This window comes from Natrialba swarupiae (assembly GCF_008245225.1).
Classification (GTDB): domain Archaea; phylum Halobacteriota; class Halobacteria; order Halobacteriales; family Natrialbaceae; genus Natrarchaeobius; species Natrarchaeobius swarupiae.
Genome location: NZ_VTAW01000045.1, coordinates 1 through 18,208 on the forward strand (window position 1 = coordinate 1; position 18,208 = coordinate 18,208).

General features: G+C 59.7%; 18 protein-coding genes and 2 pseudogenes. 10 read left to right on the plus strand and 10 right to left on the minus strand.

The annotated features are described in order from the left end of the window. Positions 1-704 precede the first annotated feature (704 nt). The 3 genes from FYC77_RS18975 to FYC77_RS18985 are packed head-to-tail and all read right to left on the minus strand — an operon-like array spanning position 705 to position 4,469. A complete protein-coding gene (locus tag FYC77_RS18975) occupies positions 705-1,586 on the minus strand; it encodes an FAD binding domain-containing protein (protein WP_149083069.1) in 882 nt (293 codons plus the stop codon). Next, on the minus strand, positions 1,586-3,961 hold the full coding sequence (locus tag FYC77_RS18980; RefSeq protein WP_149083070.1) for a xanthine dehydrogenase family protein molybdopterin-binding subunit: 2,376 nt from the start codon (positions 3,959-3,961) through the stop codon (positions 1,586-1,588). Before FYC77_RS18980 ends, FYC77_RS18975 begins: the two co-directional genes overlap by 1 nt. 1 nt (position 3,962) lies before the next feature. Next, positions 3,963-4,469 carry a (2Fe-2S)-binding protein gene (locus FYC77_RS18985; RefSeq protein ID WP_149083071.1) on the minus strand — a complete coding sequence of 169 codons (507 nt, stop codon included), beginning with the start codon at positions 4,467-4,469 and terminating at the stop codon, positions 3,963-3,965. 17 nt (positions 4,470-4,486) lie between these two features. Here FYC77_RS18985 and FYC77_RS18990 point away from each other — a divergent pair, with 17 nt between their 5' ends. The 5 genes from FYC77_RS18990 (at position 4,487) to FYC77_RS19010 (ending at position 8,226) form a co-directional block, all read left to right on the plus strand. Then, positions 4,487-4,690, plus strand: coding sequence for a hypothetical protein (locus tag FYC77_RS18990; protein WP_149083072.1), 204 nt, complete (start codon positions 4,487-4,489; stop codon positions 4,688-4,690). 329 nt (positions 4,691-5,019) lie between these two features. Beyond that, a complete protein-coding gene (locus FYC77_RS18995) occupies positions 5,020-5,922 on the plus strand; it encodes a 5-oxoprolinase subunit B family protein (RefSeq protein ID WP_149083073.1) in 903 nt (300 codons plus the stop codon). Further along, complete coding sequence (locus FYC77_RS19000) at positions 5,919-6,896, plus strand: 5-oxoprolinase subunit C family protein (protein WP_149083074.1); 978 nt, start codon at positions 5,919-5,921, stop codon at positions 6,894-6,896. The genes FYC77_RS18995 and FYC77_RS19000 overlap by 4 nt, the downstream gene beginning before the upstream one ends. Before the next feature lie 78 nt (positions 6,897-6,974). Then, positions 6,975-7,211, plus strand: a complete 237-nt coding sequence (locus FYC77_RS19005) for an acetyl-CoA carboxylase (protein ID WP_149083075.1) — start codon at positions 6,975-6,977, stop codon at positions 7,209-7,211. Between the two features lie 244 nt (positions 7,212-7,455). Beyond that, on the plus strand, positions 7,456-8,226 hold the full coding sequence (locus tag FYC77_RS19010; protein WP_149083076.1) for a LamB/YcsF family protein: 771 nt from the start codon (positions 7,456-7,458) through the stop codon (positions 8,224-8,226). A gap of 39 nt (positions 8,227-8,265) precedes the next feature. Here FYC77_RS19010 and FYC77_RS19015 read toward each other — a convergent pair whose 3' ends face one another. Continuing rightward, positions 8,266-9,609 carry an acetyl-CoA carboxylase biotin carboxylase subunit gene (locus FYC77_RS19015; RefSeq protein WP_149083077.1) on the minus strand — a complete coding sequence of 448 codons (1,344 nt, stop codon included), beginning with the start codon at positions 9,607-9,609 and terminating at the stop codon, positions 8,266-8,268. Between the two features lie 155 nt (positions 9,610-9,764). After that, positions 9,765-9,962 (minus strand): aminotransferase class III-fold pyridoxal phosphate-dependent enzyme, encoded by a 198-nt coding sequence (locus FYC77_RS19020; protein ID WP_149083078.1) that lies wholly within the window; start codon positions 9,960-9,962, stop codon positions 9,765-9,767. An 87-nt stretch (positions 9,963-10,049) separates the two neighbouring features. Here FYC77_RS19020 and FYC77_RS19025 point away from each other — a divergent pair, with 87 nt between their 5' ends. Then, complete coding sequence (locus FYC77_RS19025) at positions 10,050-10,538, plus strand: Lrp/AsnC family transcriptional regulator (RefSeq protein WP_149083079.1); 489 nt, start codon at positions 10,050-10,052, stop codon at positions 10,536-10,538. Between the two features lie 36 nt (positions 10,539-10,574). Here FYC77_RS19025 and FYC77_RS19030 read toward each other — a convergent pair whose 3' ends face one another. Next, the gene (locus FYC77_RS19030) at positions 10,575-11,858 is read right to left on the minus strand and encodes a cytosine deaminase (protein ID WP_149083080.1); all 1,284 of its coding nucleotides are present in this window, start codon (positions 11,856-11,858) and stop codon (positions 10,575-10,577) included. A gap of 145 nt (positions 11,859-12,003) precedes the next feature. Here FYC77_RS19030 and codB point away from each other — a divergent pair, with 145 nt between their 5' ends. Further along, positions 12,004-13,392: a cytosine permease gene (gene codB, locus FYC77_RS19035; RefSeq protein ID WP_149083081.1), complete on the plus strand. Its 1,389-nt coding sequence runs from the start codon at positions 12,004-12,006 to the stop codon at positions 13,390-13,392. 318 nt (positions 13,393-13,710) lie between these two features. Here codB and FYC77_RS20250 read toward each other — a convergent pair whose 3' ends face one another. Then, the gene (locus FYC77_RS20250; RefSeq protein ID WP_162354566.1) at positions 13,711-13,935 is read right to left on the minus strand and encodes a hypothetical protein; all 225 of its coding nucleotides are present in this window, start codon (positions 13,933-13,935) and stop codon (positions 13,711-13,713) included. After that, entirely contained in the window at positions 13,935-14,231 is a 297-nt protein-coding gene (locus tag FYC77_RS19040) for a hypothetical protein (protein ID WP_149083082.1), read from the minus strand. The genes FYC77_RS20250 and FYC77_RS19040 overlap by 1 nt, the downstream gene beginning before the upstream one ends. Positions 14,232-14,302: 71 nt before the next feature. Here FYC77_RS19040 and FYC77_RS20255 point away from each other — a divergent pair, with 71 nt between their 5' ends. Continuing rightward, positions 14,303-14,575, plus strand: coding sequence for a hypothetical protein (locus FYC77_RS20255; protein ID WP_162354567.1), 273 nt, complete (start codon positions 14,303-14,305; stop codon positions 14,573-14,575). A 194-nt stretch (positions 14,576-14,769) separates the two neighbouring features. Here the strand turns inward: FYC77_RS20255 and FYC77_RS19050 are convergent, their stop codons facing one another. Then, positions 14,770-15,108 carry a hypothetical protein gene (locus tag FYC77_RS19050; protein WP_149083084.1) on the minus strand — a complete coding sequence of 113 codons (339 nt, stop codon included), beginning with the start codon at positions 15,106-15,108 and terminating at the stop codon, positions 14,770-14,772. Between the two features lie 649 nt (positions 15,109-15,757). Here FYC77_RS19050 and FYC77_RS19060 point away from each other — a divergent pair. Then, positions 15,758-16,315, plus strand: a pseudogene (locus FYC77_RS19060) (IS4 family transposase); the annotation flags it as partial. Here FYC77_RS19060 and FYC77_RS19065 read toward each other — a convergent pair. Next, positions 16,315-17,304, minus strand: a pseudogene (locus FYC77_RS19065) (IS630 family transposase). The pseudogenes FYC77_RS19060 and FYC77_RS19065 overlap by 1 nt on opposite strands. Before the next feature lie 246 nt (positions 17,305-17,550). On the opposite strand from FYC77_RS19065, the gene FYC77_RS19070 reads away from it, so the two are divergent. After that, positions 17,551-18,078, plus strand: a complete 528-nt coding sequence (locus FYC77_RS19070; protein WP_274381036.1) for a transposase — start codon at positions 17,551-17,553, stop codon at positions 18,076-18,078. Positions 18,079-18,208: the final 130 nt, after the last annotated feature.

Genomic DNA, 18,208 nt, shown 5'->3' on the forward strand with positions numbered 1-18,208 from the left:
ACTTCGGGGTAGGTACCAGAGGTGACCCTGTTTCCACAGGAGTCAGTTACGACTCTAGACGAGCTTGGGACACGACCAACAAATAGATGTTTGATGCTGGACGGAAGAGAAAGTCTGCAGTTCGAAACTAGTGCGAATCGGAATCAAATTTCACTCGGCAAAACTGTACCCAGGATCGACACTCAGCGAGGATAACTGTCTGCTGAGACCGATCCCAAAGTGGAGTTCCCACGGCTGTATCTACGGTTGAAGCCGCATGATCTGGACGTTCTTTGCGAGAGTTAGTCAAAAATACGGCGTCGAAACTCCCCGGCTTCTCGTCTGTCGTACCCATCATATTCGGGCAACACCCTGCCGACAAGGACTACAGATACGAGAAAGGGAAACTCAAAACCCTGCTAAAGTATATCAATATGTATAGAATGGCTTTATATCTTCGTCCAAATATATTTGCCAGCAAAATTCTATCGAGTTACATCGGCACAAAGATAGAATCAGGGACCGTCGAGTATCGAGCCACTGTCCAAACGAGGGCGTCTAGGAAAAAACATCAGGACGACTCCAGGTTCCGAGGAACTGTCCAGCGAGAAATCGACCAGAACAAAGGGGTTACTCCGTCGGTCAGGGAGCCCGGCCACCACGAGCCTGCGAGCCGACGGGCCAGTCCGACGGGCCGACCGCACGCGACCGAGGACGAACCGCGTTCAGTCGGTCACGCGGTCGATCGCATCCTCGATCGCTCGTTCGACGTAGACCTCGAGCAAGTGTGCTCTGAAATCTGCCGATGCCTGTTCGTCTTCCATGAGCTGGTAGGCGTCGACGCCGTCAGTCGCGAGCGCAGCCGCCTCGGCCGCGACCTCTCGGCGACTGAGCGGCGTGTCAGCGAGGTGTTCCTCGACCGGTGACAGACGCATCGCGTGGCCGAACGCACCGTTTGCGGCCACTCGAGCGTTGGTGATCGTTTCGCCGTCGGTTTCGAGAACCGCTGCCACGCCGACGATAGCGTATCCGGACGACGGGCTGGCTTTCTTCAGGTAGACGCCGATGTCGTCGTCACCGAGGTGGGGAACGTCGACCGACGTGAGCAGTTCGCCGTCCTCGAGTGCCGTCGTGAACATCGCGACGAAGAAGTCGTCGATCGGGATCGTCCGTGGACCATCGGGACCGTGGGCGTGAACGGTCACGTCGGCGGCCAGAGCCGCTGCAGGGAGGTCAGCGGCGGGATCGGAGTGAGCGAGGTTTCCGCCGACGGTCCCGACGTTTCGGACCTGGATGTCACCGATCGCCGCGGTGGACTCGGCGACGAGTCGGTTCTCTCCCCAGAGCTGTTCGTCGTCGGCGACGCGAGCGTACTCGGTCATCGAACCGATCGTCGTGACTCCATCGTCGCGGCTGATGCCGTGGAGGTCGTCGATGAACGCGAGATCGACCACGACGTCGGGGGAGGCGAGCCCCGATTTCATCGTCGGGAGCAGGCTGTGTCCGCCCGCGATCGGCGTGACCTCGCGGTCGCTGTGAGTCTCGAGCGTCTCGATAGCGTCCTCGATGGTTTCGGGATCGTAGTACTCGAACTCCTCGGGGTACATTACGAGTCACCCTCCGTTGCTGCGTCGATCGCACGCCACACCCGCTCGTTCGACAGCGGCATATCGAGGTGATCGACGTCGAACGGCTCGAGTGCGTCGACGACTGCATTGACGACGGCTGGCGCGGCCGCGATCGTGGCCGACTCGCCGACGCCTTTGACGCCGATAGGGTTGTGCGGGCTCGGGGTGACGGTGCTGTCGGTTTCGTAGTCGGGGAGCTGGTGGGCCCGTGGAAGGGCGTATTCGTTCATCGAGCCGGTCACGAGTGTCCCGGTATCGTCGTAGACGGCACCCTCATAGAGAGCCGCTCCGACGCCCTGGGCGATGCCACCGTGAACCTGGCCTTCCACGATCATCGGATTGATCTGTTCGCCGCAGTCGTCGACGGCGACGTACGTCTGGAGGTCGACCTCCCCAGTTTCGGGATCGACCTCGACCACTGCGACGTGCGTGCCGAACGGGAACGTGAAGTTTTCGGGATCGTAGTAGGAGGTCGCCTCTAACCCGGGTTCGGCGTCCCCGGGGATGTCGTGGCCGAGATACGCCTCGAGTGCCACCTCCTGGATGGTGACCGATCGGTCTGGCGCGCCGACGACGCTGAACTCGCCGTCGTCGAACTCGACGTCGTCGACGCTGGCTTCGAGTGAGTGTGCGGCGATGCGTTTTGCCTTTTCGACGACCTTTCGGGCGCTGGTGGCGATGGCACCGCCACCGACGGGGCCGCTCCGACTGCCGTATGTTCCCATCCCCTGTGGGACCGCGTCAGTGTCGCCCTCGACGACATCCACGTCCTCGAGTGGGACGCCCAGTTCCTCGGCAGCGACCTGGGCGAACGTTGTCCGGTGTCCCTGGCCCTGGTCTGCGGTCCCGCAGGCGACAGTCACCGTCCCTGACGGATGGAAGCGGACGACGCCTGCCTCCCAGCCGCCGGCCGCAGCGCCGAGTTCGCCGGCAGCTTTCGACGGAGAGAGTCCCGCGGACTCGACGAAGTTCGCGATGCCGATACCGAGATACCGATCGTCGTCCCGGAGTTCGCGCTGGCGGTCACGAAGTTCGTCGTACTCGACGAGTTCGAGGGCGCGATCCATCGCGGTTTCGTACTCGCCGCTGTCGTAGACCATGGCAACGCTGGTCTCGAACGGGAACTCGTCCGGCGAGATCAGGTTTGTCCGGCGGATCTCCGCGGGATCCATCCCGAGTTCCGATGCGGCGGCGTCGACGATGCGTTCGGTCACGTAGATTCCCTCCGCTCGTCCCGCACCGCGGTAGGCGTCGACCGGAGTCGTGTTCGTGAACGCGCCGATCACCCGGCAGTGAATCGCCGGGATGTCGTACTCACTCGAGAGGATCGTTGCGTAGAGATACGACGGTGTGGCGGTGGCAAACTGCGAGAGGTGTGCTCCCAACCCGGCGTGTGTCTCGACGCGTAATCCGCGGATCGACCCGTCAGTATCGACGGCCAGTTGGGCTTCGGTGACGTGATCTCGGCCGTGACAGTCGGTGATGTACCCTTCCCGGCGGGTCGCCTGCCACGTGACCGCTCGACCGAGTTGTTTGGCACACCAGGCGGTGATCGCTTCGTCGGGGTAGTGATAAATTTTGCTTCCGAACCCGCCACCGACCTCCGGGGCGACGATTCGAAGCTTGTGCTCGGGGTGGCCAAGCGTCGCGGTCGACATCAGCATCCGGTGGAGGTGTGGGTTCTGTGAGGTCATCCACACCGTGAGGTCGTCGCTGTCGGGGTCGTAATCCGCGGCCGCCGCCCGCGGTTCGACGGCGTTAGGGATGATTCTGGGTTGCTCGAGGTCGACACTCGTCACGTGATCGGCGGCCGAAAACGCCTCCGAAACGGCGTCCGCGTCGCCGATCGTGAAATCGAACGCGACGTTGTCCGGTGCCTCCTCGTGGACGGTAACGTCGGAGTCGACCGCCTCATCGGGTTCGGTTACCGCATCGAGACGGTCGTACGTGACGTCGATATCCCCGAGCGCGTTGTGAGCCGCGTATCGGTCTTCGGCGACGACTGCGGCGATCGCATCACCCGTGTGGCGGACTTTGTCGGTTGCTATGATCCTGTACTGGGGGGTGACGAGTCCGGGCAGCGACCAGGCAGTCGGGATGTCGTTTGGAATGCCACTCTCCTCGACGTCCGCGCCGGTGAACACGGCGACGACGTCGTCCCGGTTCTCGGCCTGGTCGACGTCCACCGACTCGAGGGTGGCGTGAGCGTACTGACTCCGGAGGATCGCCACGTGGGCTGCGTCGGGGAGCTTTTCGTCGGTGTACTCGGCGACGCCGGTCAGTATCGATCGGTCCTCGCGGCGCTCGACGGACGATCCGAAGACGCGGTCGGTGACCGACTCCTGTTCGGACATCTCAATCAGCCCCGCTGAGTTCGGGTTCGCCGGCTGCCATCAGTTCTCCAGCACGTTCGACCGCGTCGACGATGTTGTGATAGCCCGTACACCGACAGACGTTCCCTTTCAGTGCGTCCCGGATCTCCGATCTGGTGGGGTCGGGGTTGTCCTCGAGCAGCGACAACGCCGTCAGCATCATCCCGGGCGTACAGTAGCCACACTGGAGCCCGTGTTCTTCCTGGAACGCCTGCTGGAGTGGATGCAGGTCCTCGCCGTCTGCGAGCCCCTCCACGGTCGTAATTTCGGCCCCGTCGTACCGGACTGCGAGCAGCGTACACGATTTTACTGCCCGTCCGTCGACGTGGATGGTACAGGCACCACAGAGACTGCTCTCGCAGCCGACTTTCGATCCCGTATAGCCGAGTTCGTCTCTGAGTGCGTGAACGAGCAACGTCTGTGGCTCGATGTCGAACGTCCGTTCTGTGCCGTTTACCGTGAGTGTGATCTCTCGTGTCGTATCAGTCATTGTCGGATGTTTCGGATATGGTCGCGTTCTCGACGGCGCTCGGTACCGACCGCCTGTTCGGCCTCTCCAACCTCCCGGAGCCGGACAGGGTGGCGACGGTCGAGGTGGCCGTCGACGGACGGCTCCGGCGCTCTGGAGACGTCTTCGATCTCGGGTTCGCCGTCGAGGCCCGTTTGGTACCATCCGGCACAGTAACTACTATGAGTTCAACATACATATAATCAGCCGCACTCCAAACCACTCTTTCAGTATTTATTGAATGGGATTCGATATCTATCCATTATACTAGAATGATGGGGCCAGCGTCGACGAACAGTCCGGCCTGGTCACTGGTATCACTCTCAACGTTCTCCCGAAACGAGACCGGCTCTAGAAAGTCAACACCGCACCCGACCGCTGGGTCGTTTCTCGGCCATCGCCGCCAGCGTTCGTTCCCCGAACGATATTCCCTATGTGCAGACTTAATTGAATACAGTCCAACTTTTATCAGGTATGTTGAGGATTGACCAATATCTATTCGTGTCCGGAGTTTGAATTGGTATGACAAGGCATGGGAGATGACCGAATCACACCTGTAGACTTGCCCGAACCGCGGTACGAGTACGGCGGCGACGACCACGTGTTCGTCGAGCTCGCCGAAGCGATGAGCTTCACGGCCAACTTCAAGGCGATGGCGATCACCCAGCAAGTAGCCGAACGCGAGATCGACGGCGTCGTCGAGAACTGTCCGGCGAACGCGTCGTACATGCTCCGTATCGATCCGGACGTCGCCCACCCGGACACGATCATCGAGGAACTCCGAGAGATCGAAGCCGCACTCGACGTCGAAAACTACGAGTGGGAGACTCGCGTCATCGACGTCCCGGTCCTGTTTGAGGATCCCTGGACCCACGAGACGCTCATGGAGTTTCGCGACCGCCACCAGGACCCCGACGGGACCGACCTCGAGTACTCCGCGGAACTGAACGGTTTCGACTCGGTGGAGGCGTTTATCGACGCGTTCGTCGCCGCACCGCATATGGTCACGATGGTCGGGTTCGTCCCGGGGCTGCCGTGGTGTTTCCAGATGGTCCCCAGGGAGAGACAACTCGAGGTTCCGAAGTACGTCGAACCACGGACCGACACACCGAGCCGTGCAATCGGATTCGGCGGCGCGTTCTCGGTCATCTATCCGGTCCAGGGTGCGGGCGGCTACCAGCTGTACGGACGGACGCCGATAGAGGTCCTCGACGTCGATCAGCGCCTGCCGGATTTCGAAGATTCGATCGTCTACCCCAATCCCGGTGATATTCTGAACTACCGTCGAATCGACCGCGAGGAGTACGACGAGATCCGCGAGGAGGTCGAAGCCGGGAGCTACGAGTACACCGACGAACCGGTGACGTTCTCGACCGAGGAGTTCTTCGATGCGCCCGACGAGTACAACCAGCGACTCGTGGAGGTGATCGCATGATTCGAATCACCGACGGTGGCATCGCGAGCACCGTCCAGGATCTGGGGCGGTTCGGCAACTACCACATCGGAATGCCGCCGTCGGGGGCGATGGACGAGTACGCACACACGGTCGCGAACTACCTCGTCGGGAACGACGAGGACGCCGCGACGATCGAGATGACCTATCAGGGCGTGACGGCCACGTTCGACGAAGACGCCGTCGTCGCAATCACCGGTGCGGATATGTCGCCGACGCACAACGGCGACCCCATCGACACCTGGACGACCGTCGCCGTCGAAGCCGGCGACGAACTCGAGTTGTCGTTTGCGACCGAGGGGGCCCGCGCCTACCTCGCCGTGGCGGGCGGGATCGACGTCCCCGAAGTGATGGGGAGCCGGTCGACGTACACGCTCGTCGGGATCGGCGGTCAGGACGGACGCACGCTCGAGGACGGCGACGAGCTCGCGATCGGGGAGCGAACCGAGGACCGGCGCGATCTCGTCGGGGAGACGGTCGGCGACGAGTACGTCCCGGAGTACGCGACCGAAGACACCGTTCGCGTCATCCTCGGACTGACGGACTACCGGCTCACCGAGGAGAGCAAAGCCGACCTCTGTGAGGCCGAGTGGACGGTATCACCGGAGGCCGACCGCGTCGGGTACCGACTCGACGGACCCGACATCGAGTTCGAGGAGCGCGATCAGCCGTTCGGTGCCGGTACCGATCCCTCGAACGTCGTCGACCTCGGATATCCGGTTGGCTCGATCCAGGTCCCACAGAAGCCGATCGTGCTCATGCAAGACGCCGTAACCGGCGGGGGCTACGCGACCGTCGGCACCGTCATCAGCGTCGACCGGGGACGGCTCGCCCAGCGCCAGACCCACAAATCGGTGTACTTCGAGCCCGTAGAGATCGACGACGCACTCACAGCCCGTCAGGAGCGCCACGACCGCCTCTCAGAAATTCGAAAAGAGGTTGAACTCGAGGATTGATATTCGACAATACGTGTTCGAAACGAATAGGAATTTAACCAAAGAGTATAATCAAAACGAGATCCAATACAGACAACGATGGGAGAACAAGTCAAATCACCGATGCCTGGGATCTTTTACCGGCAATCGGATCCGGACGAGCCGCCGTTCGTCGAGGAAGGCGACAGCGTCGACGCAGGCGACACGATCGGTCTCGTCGAGGTAATGAAGAACTTTCACGAGATTACCACCGAAAACGGCGGGACTGTCGGCGAGTTCCACGTCGAGAACGAAGCCGAGGTCGAAGCCGACCAGACACTCCTCGATATCGAGTGAGGGAACCGGGTTCGGGTGGGCACACTCGGTTCGACCCGCTCGGAAAGCCGTATCGTCGACCGCCTGTACTCCGGTTACCGATCGAAACCGAGACCCAGGAGGGAGAGACTTCCTGCTCGATCGAACGCAAGCGTATTGGATCACGTTTTGATTTCGCCTTCCAAGAGGAACGAAGTTCGGTAAGATTGGATAACTCCCTATATGTGACGAAAAATATATGCAGAATTGTATCACACGTACAGACATGCCGACGATCGACATCAACTGTGATATGGGTGAGAGCTTCGGCAACTGGACGATGGGCAACGACGAGGCGGTGATGCCCTACATTACGTCTGCGAACATCGCAGGCGGCTTCCACGCCGGTGATCCCCACGTCATGCGCGAGACTGTCGAACTGGCCGCCGAACACGACGTCGGCATCGGCATCCATCCCGGGTTCCCAGACAAGATGGGCTTTGGCCGCAGAACTATCGACGCAACTCCCGAAGAAGTTCGTGATTACGTCGTCTATCAACTCGGTGCACTGACAGCGTTCGCACAGCGCCACGGCGTCACCGTCGAACACGTCAAACCCCACGGTGCGATGTACTCGATGCTCTCCGAGAGTCCGGATCACGCCAGGGCTGTCATGGACGGAATGCTCGAGGTCGACGAGGAGCTCGTCTACCTCGCGACGGACATGCACATCTACGAGGTCGCCCAGGAAGTCGACGGTGTGACGGCCGTCTTCGAGGGATACGTCGACCTGGATTACCGAGCCGACCGATCGCTCATCGTCGAACAACAACTCGAGGACCGTGATCCGGAACTCGTCGCCGACCGGTTCGTCTCGATCGCTACCGACGGCGTCGTCGAGGCCGCAAACGGCGAAGAGATCGACGTCCCCGCGGATAGCATCTGCATCCACGGCGACAACCCAAACGCCGTCGAGATTCTCGAGGCGATTCACGACCGACTCGAGGACCACGACATCAAACTCGCGTCGCTTCCGGACGTCGTCAACTCCTCGTGAATCGACCGTCACGAACCGAACCGATCTCTCGTTCGACCGCTACTCGTCGACGAGTTCGCGGTCGACGTAGTTCGTCGTGTGTTCGTTCGAGAGGAATCCCTCGTCCACCAGAAGCCGTCGATGGAAGGGGATCGTGGTGGGAACACCCTCGACGGTCGACTCGGAAAGTGCACGTTTCCCGCGGGCGATGACTTCGTCGCGGTCGGCCCCCGTGACGATCACCTTCGAGAACATCGAGTCGTAAAACGGCGCGATCGCATCGCCTTCGTCGACGCCGTCGTCGACCCGGACGCCGATTCCCCGCGGAGGTTCGTACGACGAGAGCGTTCCCGGCAGGGGGATGAAGTCGTTGTCCGGATCCTCCGCGTTGATCCGAAACTCCATGGCCGCTCCGCGTGGCTCGATCTCGTCCTGGGAGATTGTCAGCTCCTCGCCGGCAGCGATCCGAAGCTGCCACTTCACCAGGTCGATCCCCGTGAGTTCCTCCGTGACGGGATGTTCGACCTGAATGCGGGCGTTGACCTCGAGGAAGTAGTAGTCGCCGTCCTCGTAGAGAAACTCGACCGTCCCGGCGTTGACGTAACCCGCCTCCGCGGCGCCACGGCGGGCGGCCTCACAGATCTCCTCGCGTGTCTCGTCGTCCAGGACCGGTGAGGGAGACTCCTCGACGAGTTTCTGCTGGCGACGCTGGATGCTACAGTCGCGTTCGCCGAGGTGTCTGACGTTGCCGTGTCGGTCGGCGATGATCTGGACTTCGATGTGGCGCGGATCCGTCAGGAACGTCTCGATGTAGACGCTCGGGTTATCGAAGTACGCCTCACCCTCACGGACTGCGTCCTGGTACTTCGACTCGATCTCGTCGGGGCCGTGAACGATCTTCAGGCCGCGGCCACCGCCACCGCCGTCGGCTTTGATCGCGAGCGGGTAACCGTGTTCGTCGGCGAACGCCCTGACGTCGTCTGGATCCGGCGCGGGTTCGGTCGTCCCGGGAACGATCGGGACGTCAGCTTCCGCCATGATCGTCCGAGAGCGTGTTTTCTCACCGAAGTCGGCCATGACCGAACTCGGCGGGCCGATCCAGACGAACTCACTGTTCTCGACCGCCGTCGCGAACGACTCGTTTTCCGCCAGAAACCCGTATCCCGGATGTATCGCGTCGACGCCGCCCTCTCGAGCGGCCTCGAGTAGCGCCTCCCGGTCGAGGTAACTGTCCTGTGCCTTCGAACCCCCGATATGGTAGGCCTCGTCGGCCATTCTGACGTGTTTCGCCGTTTCGTCCGCGTCGCTATAGACCGCGACGGACGTGACTCCCAGATCCGAACAGGACTGGATGATCCGAACGGCGATCTCCCCACGGTTGGCGACCAGAACGTTTTCAAACACAATACAAAATTGTGAGTGATACCCACAGATAAGTCTAACTTACCACACTTGATTGAATCTTGTTCGGAATTGTGACTGTCAGTGGGAGAATTACGGCCAGAGGTGAGTGCGTCGGGAGAGGCGATTGCTCATGCGACTGCATCGAGCGCCTCGAGTCACTCCGCCGACGGAACGACGATTCCGGTTTCACCCATCACTGACTCGGCAACGATGGCTTCGGTACCCTGACCGACGTTTACGACGGACATTCCCGAGAAGAGATCGGTGTACTCGTTGCCCTCGAAATCGTCGAGCGTACAGCTCCCCGCTCGTTCGACGGGGACGTTCAGGAACACCCAGATCGAACGGTCCAACGGCGGATCGACCAGTACACTCCAATCTGGTCCGACGATCCGTCGGCTATTCGAATGTTGTTTATCCTCCGATTTCGACGTGAGAGTATGGACGAACGGAGCGTTCGAATCCTGCACGCGATTTCGGAACTCGAGACGGATAATCTGGACGAAATTGCAACCTACACCGACATTCCCAAATCGACTGTCCACTACCGAATCGACCAACTCAAAGAGCAGGGAGTTATCACGAACGACCTCTACGACATCGATATCGAGGAACTCGGTCTCGAGATCACCGTTATCACCGAGGTGATGGCCGAGTACGACACACAATACCACAAGCGTGTCAGCAAGAAACTCACGGCTATAGAGGGCGTCAACCAGGTGTACTTCACGATGGGCGACACCGATCTAATCGTCATCGCACACCTCTCTGATCGCCAGATGGTACACGGCCTCATCCAGGATTACGAGGGGATCGACGAGGTCGTCCGAACCAGTTCGAAGTTCGTCATCGAGACGGTCAAAGACGAGTCGTATCCGCTCAACGACTTCGAACTGGAGACGCTGATCGAATCGATCGTCGACGACTGATCTCGGCCACCGACGGGAGGAAACCGCTGTGAGCGCTTAGCGGTGAAAGTCGACCGATCGTTCGCTATCGGCTCGCACGACCGTCGTTTCCGAGGGTTCGGTACGGGCGATCTCCCGACCCTCTCTGAGAACGAGCGTTCGCGGCGCTCGCGTTCGGAGTGCGTTGAACGGACCGGGCGAGTCGTAGACGACGAGCGATCCCTCGTTACCGACCTCGAGGCCGTACTCGTCGACGCCGAAGACGTCGGCGTTCGCGTGGGTGATCATCTCCCACAGCGTTTCGACGTCCGAGCGACCGCTCATGTGTGCGTAGTGAAGCAAGATAAACGCGGCATCGATCGGATCGCCGCACCCGTAGTGGTACCACGGGTCCATGACGGAGTCGTGACCGAGCCCGACGGTAACGCCAGCCTCGTGTAGTTCGTCGATCCGGGTATGACCACGGCGACGCGGATAGTCGTCGTACCGTCCCTGCAACACCGAGTTGTCCGGCGGGTTCGTGACTACGCTTACGCCACTGTCCTCGAGCAACGAGACGACCTTCGCCGCGTAACTGTTGGGGTAAGAGTGCATCGCGGTCGTGTGACTCGCCGTGACTCGGTCGCCGATCCCTCGTTTACTCGCTTCGCTCGCAAGCACTTCAGTAAAGCGCGAGCCCGGATCGTCGGTCTCGTCGATGTGGAGGTCGACCGGCCGGTCGTACTCCTCGGCGAGATCCATCGCGAGTTTGACGGAGGCGACACCATCCTCACGCGTATGCTCGTTGTGAGGGATCGCCCCCACCAGATCCGCCCCCATCTCGAGAGCGTCACGCAACAGATCCTCGTGAGTTTCGTCGGTGAAGATCCCGTCCTGTGGGAACGCGACGACCTGGAGATCGACCACATCAGAGACCTCCTCGCGGAGGTCGAGGAGCGCTCGAACGCCAGTCAACGAGTGTTCGGTCGTATCGGCGTGGGTGCGAATCCGGGTGACGCCGTTTGCCACGAACCACTCGATCGCCTGTTCTGCCCGTGCTTTGACGTCGTCACTCTCGAGGGACTGCTTTCGTTCGTCCCAGATACCGATCCCCTCCGCAAGGGTACCGGACTCGTTCCACCTCGGTTCGCCCGCAGTCAGCGTCGCATCGAGGTGGAGGTGCGGTTCGGTCAGGGGCGGCGTCACGAGACGGCCGTCCGCATCGTACCGGCGGTCGGCCGGAACGACTTCAGGATCGATCGAGCCACCGTCTTCGACTCGCGTGATCGTCCCGTCCTCGATCGCGACGTCGACCGACGACCCGTCACACGTCGTCGCGTTGGTAATAATACGGTCAGTCATAGAACAATACATCCCTAGGGGTGTAATAATATTGTCGCTTTGTATTCACCGACGTGGGTTACAGACAGAGCCTCAGATAATTGCGCTGCTAAAGTATTATCAAGTGACAAAACATTTATTGGGAGTTCATGTGACGTGACCAATCATGTCAGTTCGAGACGGAGATTTTGACTGGCGACGTATCGTTTTCGGTGACAAAGACCTCCCCGATCCTGACTATCCGCTCGATCACGTTCCGAAAGACGAACGAAAGGGATTGGTAAGTCTCTCTGCAGTACTGCTTGGACTCGTCTTCTTCGCGGGAACGATGTGGGCTGGCGCGGAGGTCAGCGCGGCGATGGGCTTTCAAGAGATGCTTTCCGCGATGGTCGTCGGTCACATTATCCTCGGCGGCTACGTCGCGTTGCTCTGTGCGATCTCCGCGAAGGCCGGACTAACGACCGTCCTGCTGGCGCGGTACTCGTTTGGACGCGTTGGCGCGAAGATGGCCGATCTCCTGCTCGGTGGTACCCAGGTTGGCTGGTTCGGGGTCACCATTCCGATGGTCGCCATTCCGACCGCGACGTACTTCGGTCTCGAGACCGGTTCGCTGATCTCTGCGTTGATCGTCACCTGGGGCGTGTTGCACATGCTGACGGCATACTTCGGCTACGACGGGATGGAGAAACTCTCGTACGTCGCCGTTCCGTTTCTCGTCGTCGTCGGAGTCCTCTCGATCTACCTCGCGGTCGGTGACGCCGGCGGAATCGATGGGCTGCTTGCACAGACTGGTGGCGGCGAAATGTCGTTCGGGCTGGCAGTAACGATCGTCGTCGGGACGTTCATCAGCGCCGGAACGCAGGCACCCAACTGGGCGCGGTTTGCGATCAACTCGCGTGTTGCGTTCTGGGCCGGGCTGATCGCGTTCCTCGTTGGCAACAGCTTTCTATTCCTCAGCGGGGCCGTCGGCGGTGCCGTCTACGACGTCACGCCACAGGGCGACCTCTACGAGGTGCTTGTCGCACAGGGTCTCGCGACCGTCGGCCTGATCGCACTGATCTTGAACATCTGGACGACCAACGACAATGCGGCCTACGCGTTCAGCGTTGCCGGCGCTGAAGCGTTCGAGTTCGACCGGAAGCGACCGTTCGTCATCGCTGGCTGTCTTGTCGGCATCGGTTTGGCACTGGCTGGTGCTGATACGTTACTCCTCCCGTGGCTCGAGTTACTGGGCCAGTACATCCCGCCGCTCGGGGCGATCATCATCGCCGACTTCCTGCTGTGCTGGCGTGATGGCATCCCCCGGATGGGAGATGTCCAATTTACGAACATCCGCTGGACCAGTATCCTCGCATACGGCGCTGGCTGTCTCGCCGCCATTTTGACCGCCGGATCGATCGTTCCTGGGGTCGCAGTGTCGGCACCGGTGCCGGGAATGGCAGCACTCAATAGCATGATCGTCGCCGCAGCCGTCCACATCGCCGGCTACTACGCACTCGAGCGAACGGGAATCCTGCCATCCCACCGGATTTCACCCGGTGCCGAACGTCTCTAACGGCGTTCGATCGTTTTGGAAGCCTGTTATCGTCGTTCTACCGAAGCCGACGAATACGACTGACACGGGCCATAGCGTCCGTACCCTGTAGTTCCACCGAACATCATCGCACACACCCGCTCGCGAGTGTCCACCCCGGAGACCGGAGATGATTGCGACGGTGTGGACGTCGTTTCAGTTCACAACACCGGTGCTTCCCAACCGGTGTGGGAACCGGTGCTAAAGCGCTGGTCTCATGAGAAAAATATCTGATTGGGTGAACGTATACAATATCCCTCGGTCGCTGTCGTCACATGCCTTATCGAGATCGTACGGAAGTCAGCGTTCGTGATCCGCGAGAAGTTCGAAGTAGATGGCCACCCTCCCGACTGCACCCTCGAGTGACCGAACCCTGTCTTCGGGCTCGATCTCGTCGTTCGTCGGGCAACCACCCATCACATAGACGACGGGCCGAACGTCTTCTGTGGGCGTAAAGGGCGTTTCCGACCATTCGACGAGATGTCGGCGTGTCGACTTCGCCGGACAGGCGTGACCGATTATCATCACCGCACCGCCGCGAACAGGTCCTCGACACTCGTATCGGAGATAATCGCCATGTCCCGGGCCTCACATTCGAGGACCCGGACGAACACGCCGTATGACAGTGCCGACGGGAACAGCAACCTGACGGCCTGGTCGGGATCGCTCGGACACTCAAGCGTGTACTCGGTGCTGTAGCCCTCGAGGTCGACGAGCAAGCCCTGACAGCGGTAGGGTCGGCGGTCCTCAATATGCGGTTCGACGGTCACTGTCAGTGTCCGCGTCTTCCCGTCAACGGTCGTGACCGTTAACCCGGTCACCGGTCTCGAGACGTTGCACCACGCTCTGGATCCAGGGTTTGCGCTCCTCTGGCTCGTAGTTGTGGTTGAGATTGGCCTCTGGCATCGGAATCACCGTCCCTCTCTGTATCTACACCCTGCTCGCGATCGACGAACTGCCGCGTCGCCTCGCGGATGGCCGCGCTTCGATTCGGGTACTCGTCGGCGTCGACGAGTGCGTTGATCCGCTCGAGGACAGGGACGTCTTCGCGGCAGGTCACGCGTTCGGCGCTAGTGGTTCTGTGGCGGTCTCGCGGCCCGGCCTCGGCGGTACTCACGAAGTCGTCACCTCCGATATCGGCTCCACACTCGTAACACAGATATAGCGCATTCTCGAGTGCGAGACAGACCGTCGGACCGCAGTTTGGACACTCGCCGTCGTACAGACACGACTCGGGTTCGCGGTCGGATTTCTGTGTTCTGTCGACGCACGCGAGCGATTAGTCGGGTGCGAGCTGTTGGACGATGGCGTCGGGGACGTCCTTCACCAACTGTATCTCCCCGTCCCACTTTCCACCGTCTACGCACCCGATGTCTCGAAGCTTTGTGGCGATCGAAGGGGGAAGGTCGTCCACGGGCCGTTCAAACTCGGCCTCGTAAAATGCGTACTCGTCTTCGTCGCCGTCGCTCTCACCGAACACGACGTACGAGTACGGTCCGAGGTATCACTGCATCCCCCGACGCTTCCGGCGTGCTCGATCACGCGGACGTTCTCCGCCGCGTCGAGTTCTCGAAGTTCGCTTTGCTTTTTCTGGGCGTTCGACTCGAGTGTGTACGGATCGATGTAGACCCGCGTTCCGGCGACTTCGAAGACGACTGTGTAGTAGGTCTGTGTCGCTCTCGAAACGGTCTCGCCCATTAGGAATCGCCTCCACGACGACCACAACCGGTGTGCTCTGGTCGATGCTCGAGTATGTCGCCTGTTATCAGATGGACATGGAGAGGTGGGTCAACACCGTTATCCACGTTCAGCAGATAGTATTGAGTATGAATCCGTCCACACAAGCTGTCGAACAACCACCACCTCGAAAGACGATGCTCTACTGCTTCAACTGCGGTCACGAAAGCACCGTTGACGGAGACTGGGTAATTCAGAAGTACGACAACTGCACTGACTACGATTGCCCCGAATGCGAAACAACGATTACCACCCGGCGACGGCCGTCAGACACTCCGAGCGATACTAGCGGAAGCCTGTGCTATTGTTCAGGCGACTAATTTTCAGTACTTCACAAATCGATTTGATGCAGGCGGGACAAACCCGAGAGTCTCCACTAAATGGTAAGTGAATAGGAAGGATGTCTGCTTGCCGATGGGGTGTTCAATCGGCTGTGTTGAATCACGATAAGGCGGTGGAATTCACTGTTTCACGGCAGCTTGATGTTATAGACGACACCATCCGTCTTTAGTTAGGCGCAAAACCGCACGACAGCGGCGGCTTATCGGAGTTACTTTTCGGAAAGAATGAGGAGCCGGAAGATGTGCACTCTAACCCCTCCTCACAGGAAGTGGAACGCCGTCTCACTAACTTCCTGCCATCTGAAGCGCTCGAAGACCACGCCGATGCCGTCGGCGTGGTCGAGCGCGATCGGAAGCTACAGATTCCACCGCTCGTCTGGTCACTTGCGTTCGGCTTCGCCGGCGGCGCAAGCCGAACGCTCGCCAGCTTCAGACGGGGCTACAATTCGACTGCAGACAGGACATTGTCCGCAGGAGGGTTCTATCAGCGGTTGACGCCGACTCTCACAGAGTGCCTCCGCGACTTCGTCGAGTAGGCTCGACGAGGTCGCTGTCCCCCACACCGTCTCAGAGGAGTTCAACCGGTTCAGAGACGTGATGATCGCAGATGGAACGGTTCTCCGGTTCCACGAGTTGCTTGCTGAGGTGTACGACGGTCGCCGTGAGGAGCAGGCTGGAGCACGGTTCCACCTGCTCCACAACGTCACTGAGCAGACGATCGACCGGTTCAGCGTCACAGACGAGAAAAGACACGACAGTACGCAGTTCGGACAGGATCGTGGCTCGAAGGTCGGCTAGCGATCCTCGATCTGGCCTATAGTGAACATTAGAAATTATTGCTCATCTTAGGAATGAAGAGTTGATCGAGGGCTGTATCAATCGCCGTTGTGAGATCGTCGAGTGACTCAAAGAAGCGGTTGCTGAGGTCGGCTTGAAGTTGTCTCCAGCACTCCTCAACAGGATTTAGTTCTGGCGAATACGCCGATAACGTGACGAAGGCGAGGTCGTCACGGGCCGCCAGGTCCGTGACGGCCGACGCCTGGAAATCCGGCGCTCCATCCAGCACGATGAGCAAATCATCTTCGAACTCTTTTCATAATACAAGAATGAAATGTTTGGCGTGTTCGGCAGTTACGTACTCTTCGAACCGGACAAAAAAGCGATCGCCGTCTTCGGTAATCGCTCCCAATAAGCACGTCCAGTCGCGTTGGCCGGACAATTCGACGGATGGTCGCGTGCCACGCGGCACGCGGCTCAACTTGCACGGATTTCTTGGTTTGATCGATACAGACTACTGTGGCGTCCATCTCCCGCCGCTTTTTTTGAACTCCTCACGGAACGTTTCTTGCTCGTCAGCATCTGACTCGGCCGCTGTACGGCGTGGTTTTTGATAGCTCAATCCCGCTTCTTTGAGCAACCGCCGGCAGCTCGGGATTGAGTACTCGACATCGTAGGTTTCCTCAAGATGCTGCTGGACGAGCGTCGGCGTCCACGCCGGCGCGTCGATCCCGACTTCTTTGGGCGGTTCGTGAATGGTTTGCTCGAACTCTTCTTGATGTATTTCTGAAAGTTTTCGCTTTCTTCCGGATCGGTGAGCATCAGAAACGGCTTTCTCAAGCGGTTCGTCCGTATCGAGTCGCATGAGCCAGCTGTAGATCGTTCTTCGACCGGTGTCGTGCCACTCTGCGAGTTCGGTCTGCGTGACGCCGTTCTTGTACGCAATCGCCGCTAATAACCGCTGAGTCGGCTTGTTCTCCTCAACCTTGTCGAGAGCGTCTTGGAGTTCTTCGACGGAGATGTCGTCGAGATGGTCCATTGGCTACAGCAACAATGACTGGGCAGAAATTTCTAACGGTTACTATATTTCAAGTACCGGCGGTTCGCCTTGATCGACGAGAACGACGGCTATTTCGCGAGTTGACTGAAACGCAGCTCTAACCCGATTATAACCGACGAATTACGGGAAAGGCGCGCCGCGCCATTCCCTTGGAAGGGAAGAAAATCTTCGACGTCGTGGACGATCTCTGCCGCAAGTACATCAACGTCGAAGTTGAGATCGAATTTGACCGGAGAGAGTACGCGGGCACGCAGTCACGTGATACGAAAACGGTTCCGTGTCGTCGGCGTCCGCAACGAGGACGTCGACGGCTACCATTTGTCCATCACAAATCTCTCGCGTGAAGAGTTCCTGCCGGAGGATCTAGCGACAATCTACCGGTGCCGGTGGGAAGTAGAACTTCTGTTTCGGGAACTGAAGACACAGTACAGACTGGATGAGTTCGATACGACGAGGAAGCACGGCGTAGAAATTCTGCTGTACGCGGCGCTGTTGTCCTTGGTTGTGAGTCGTGAGTTGCTTAGTCTGGTCATTGAACACGCAGATGATGACCTCGTGTTTGCGCCGGAACGCTGGGCGGCGACCTTCCGGTCGCACGCCCAACTCATTCTCTACCGGTTGAGTGGCTATCTTGGGTATTCTCCACCGCCACTGCTTGATCGGCTGACCGCCGACGCACAGACGATCCACAAACAACGGCCGATTCTCCAGGAACAACTCGCTATCGCCATCAAACAGGCAGCTGAGGCCTAACTAAAGACCAATGATGCTTGCTGGTTAGTCAACTGCCTCGGGGTCAAGCCCCGAGGCTTGTCAGTGGACTCCCGCTCTAACTGCGAAGCGCAGTAGGTCGGAACCGACCGTTCGCGTTCACTGTCCCTGA

Coding starts and splice junctions, on each gene's coding strand:
- FYC77_RS18975 (WP_149083069.1), bottom strand. CDS start 1,586: ATGTACCCCGAGGAGTTCGAGTACTACGATCCCGAAACCATCGAGGAC.
- FYC77_RS18980 (WP_149083070.1), bottom strand. CDS start 3,961: ATGTCCGAACAGGAGTCGGTCACCGACCGCGTCTTCGGATCGTCCGTC.
- FYC77_RS18985 (WP_149083071.1), bottom strand. CDS start 4,469: ATGACTGATACGACACGAGAGATCACACTCACGGTAAACGGCACAGAA.
- FYC77_RS18990 (WP_149083072.1), top strand. CDS start 4,487: ATGGTCGCGTTCTCGACGGCGCTCGGTACCGACCGCCTGTTCGGCCTC.
- FYC77_RS18995 (WP_149083073.1), top strand. CDS start 5,020: ATGGGAGATGACCGAATCACACCTGTAGACTTGCCCGAACCGCGGTAC.
- FYC77_RS19000 (WP_149083074.1), top strand. CDS start 5,919: ATGATTCGAATCACCGACGGTGGCATCGCGAGCACCGTCCAGGATCTG.
- FYC77_RS19005 (WP_149083075.1), top strand. CDS start 6,975: ATGGGAGAACAAGTCAAATCACCGATGCCTGGGATCTTTTACCGGCAA.
- FYC77_RS19010 (WP_149083076.1), top strand. CDS start 7,456: ATGCCGACGATCGACATCAACTGTGATATGGGTGAGAGCTTCGGCAAC.
- FYC77_RS19025 (WP_149083079.1), top strand. CDS start 10,050: ATGGACGAACGGAGCGTTCGAATCCTGCACGCGATTTCGGAACTCGAG.
- FYC77_RS19030 (WP_149083080.1), bottom strand. CDS start 11,858: ATGACTGACCGTATTATTACCAACGCGACGACGTGTGACGGGTCGTCG.
- codB (WP_149083081.1), top strand. CDS start 12,004: ATGTCAGTTCGAGACGGAGATTTTGACTGGCGACGTATCGTTTTCGGT.
- FYC77_RS20250 (WP_162354566.1), bottom strand. CDS start 13,935: ATGATAATCGGTCACGCCTGTCCGGCGAAGTCGACACGCCGACATCTC.
- FYC77_RS19050 (WP_149083084.1), bottom strand. CDS start 15,108: ATGGGCGAGACCGTTTCGAGAGCGACACAGACCTACTACACAGTCGTC.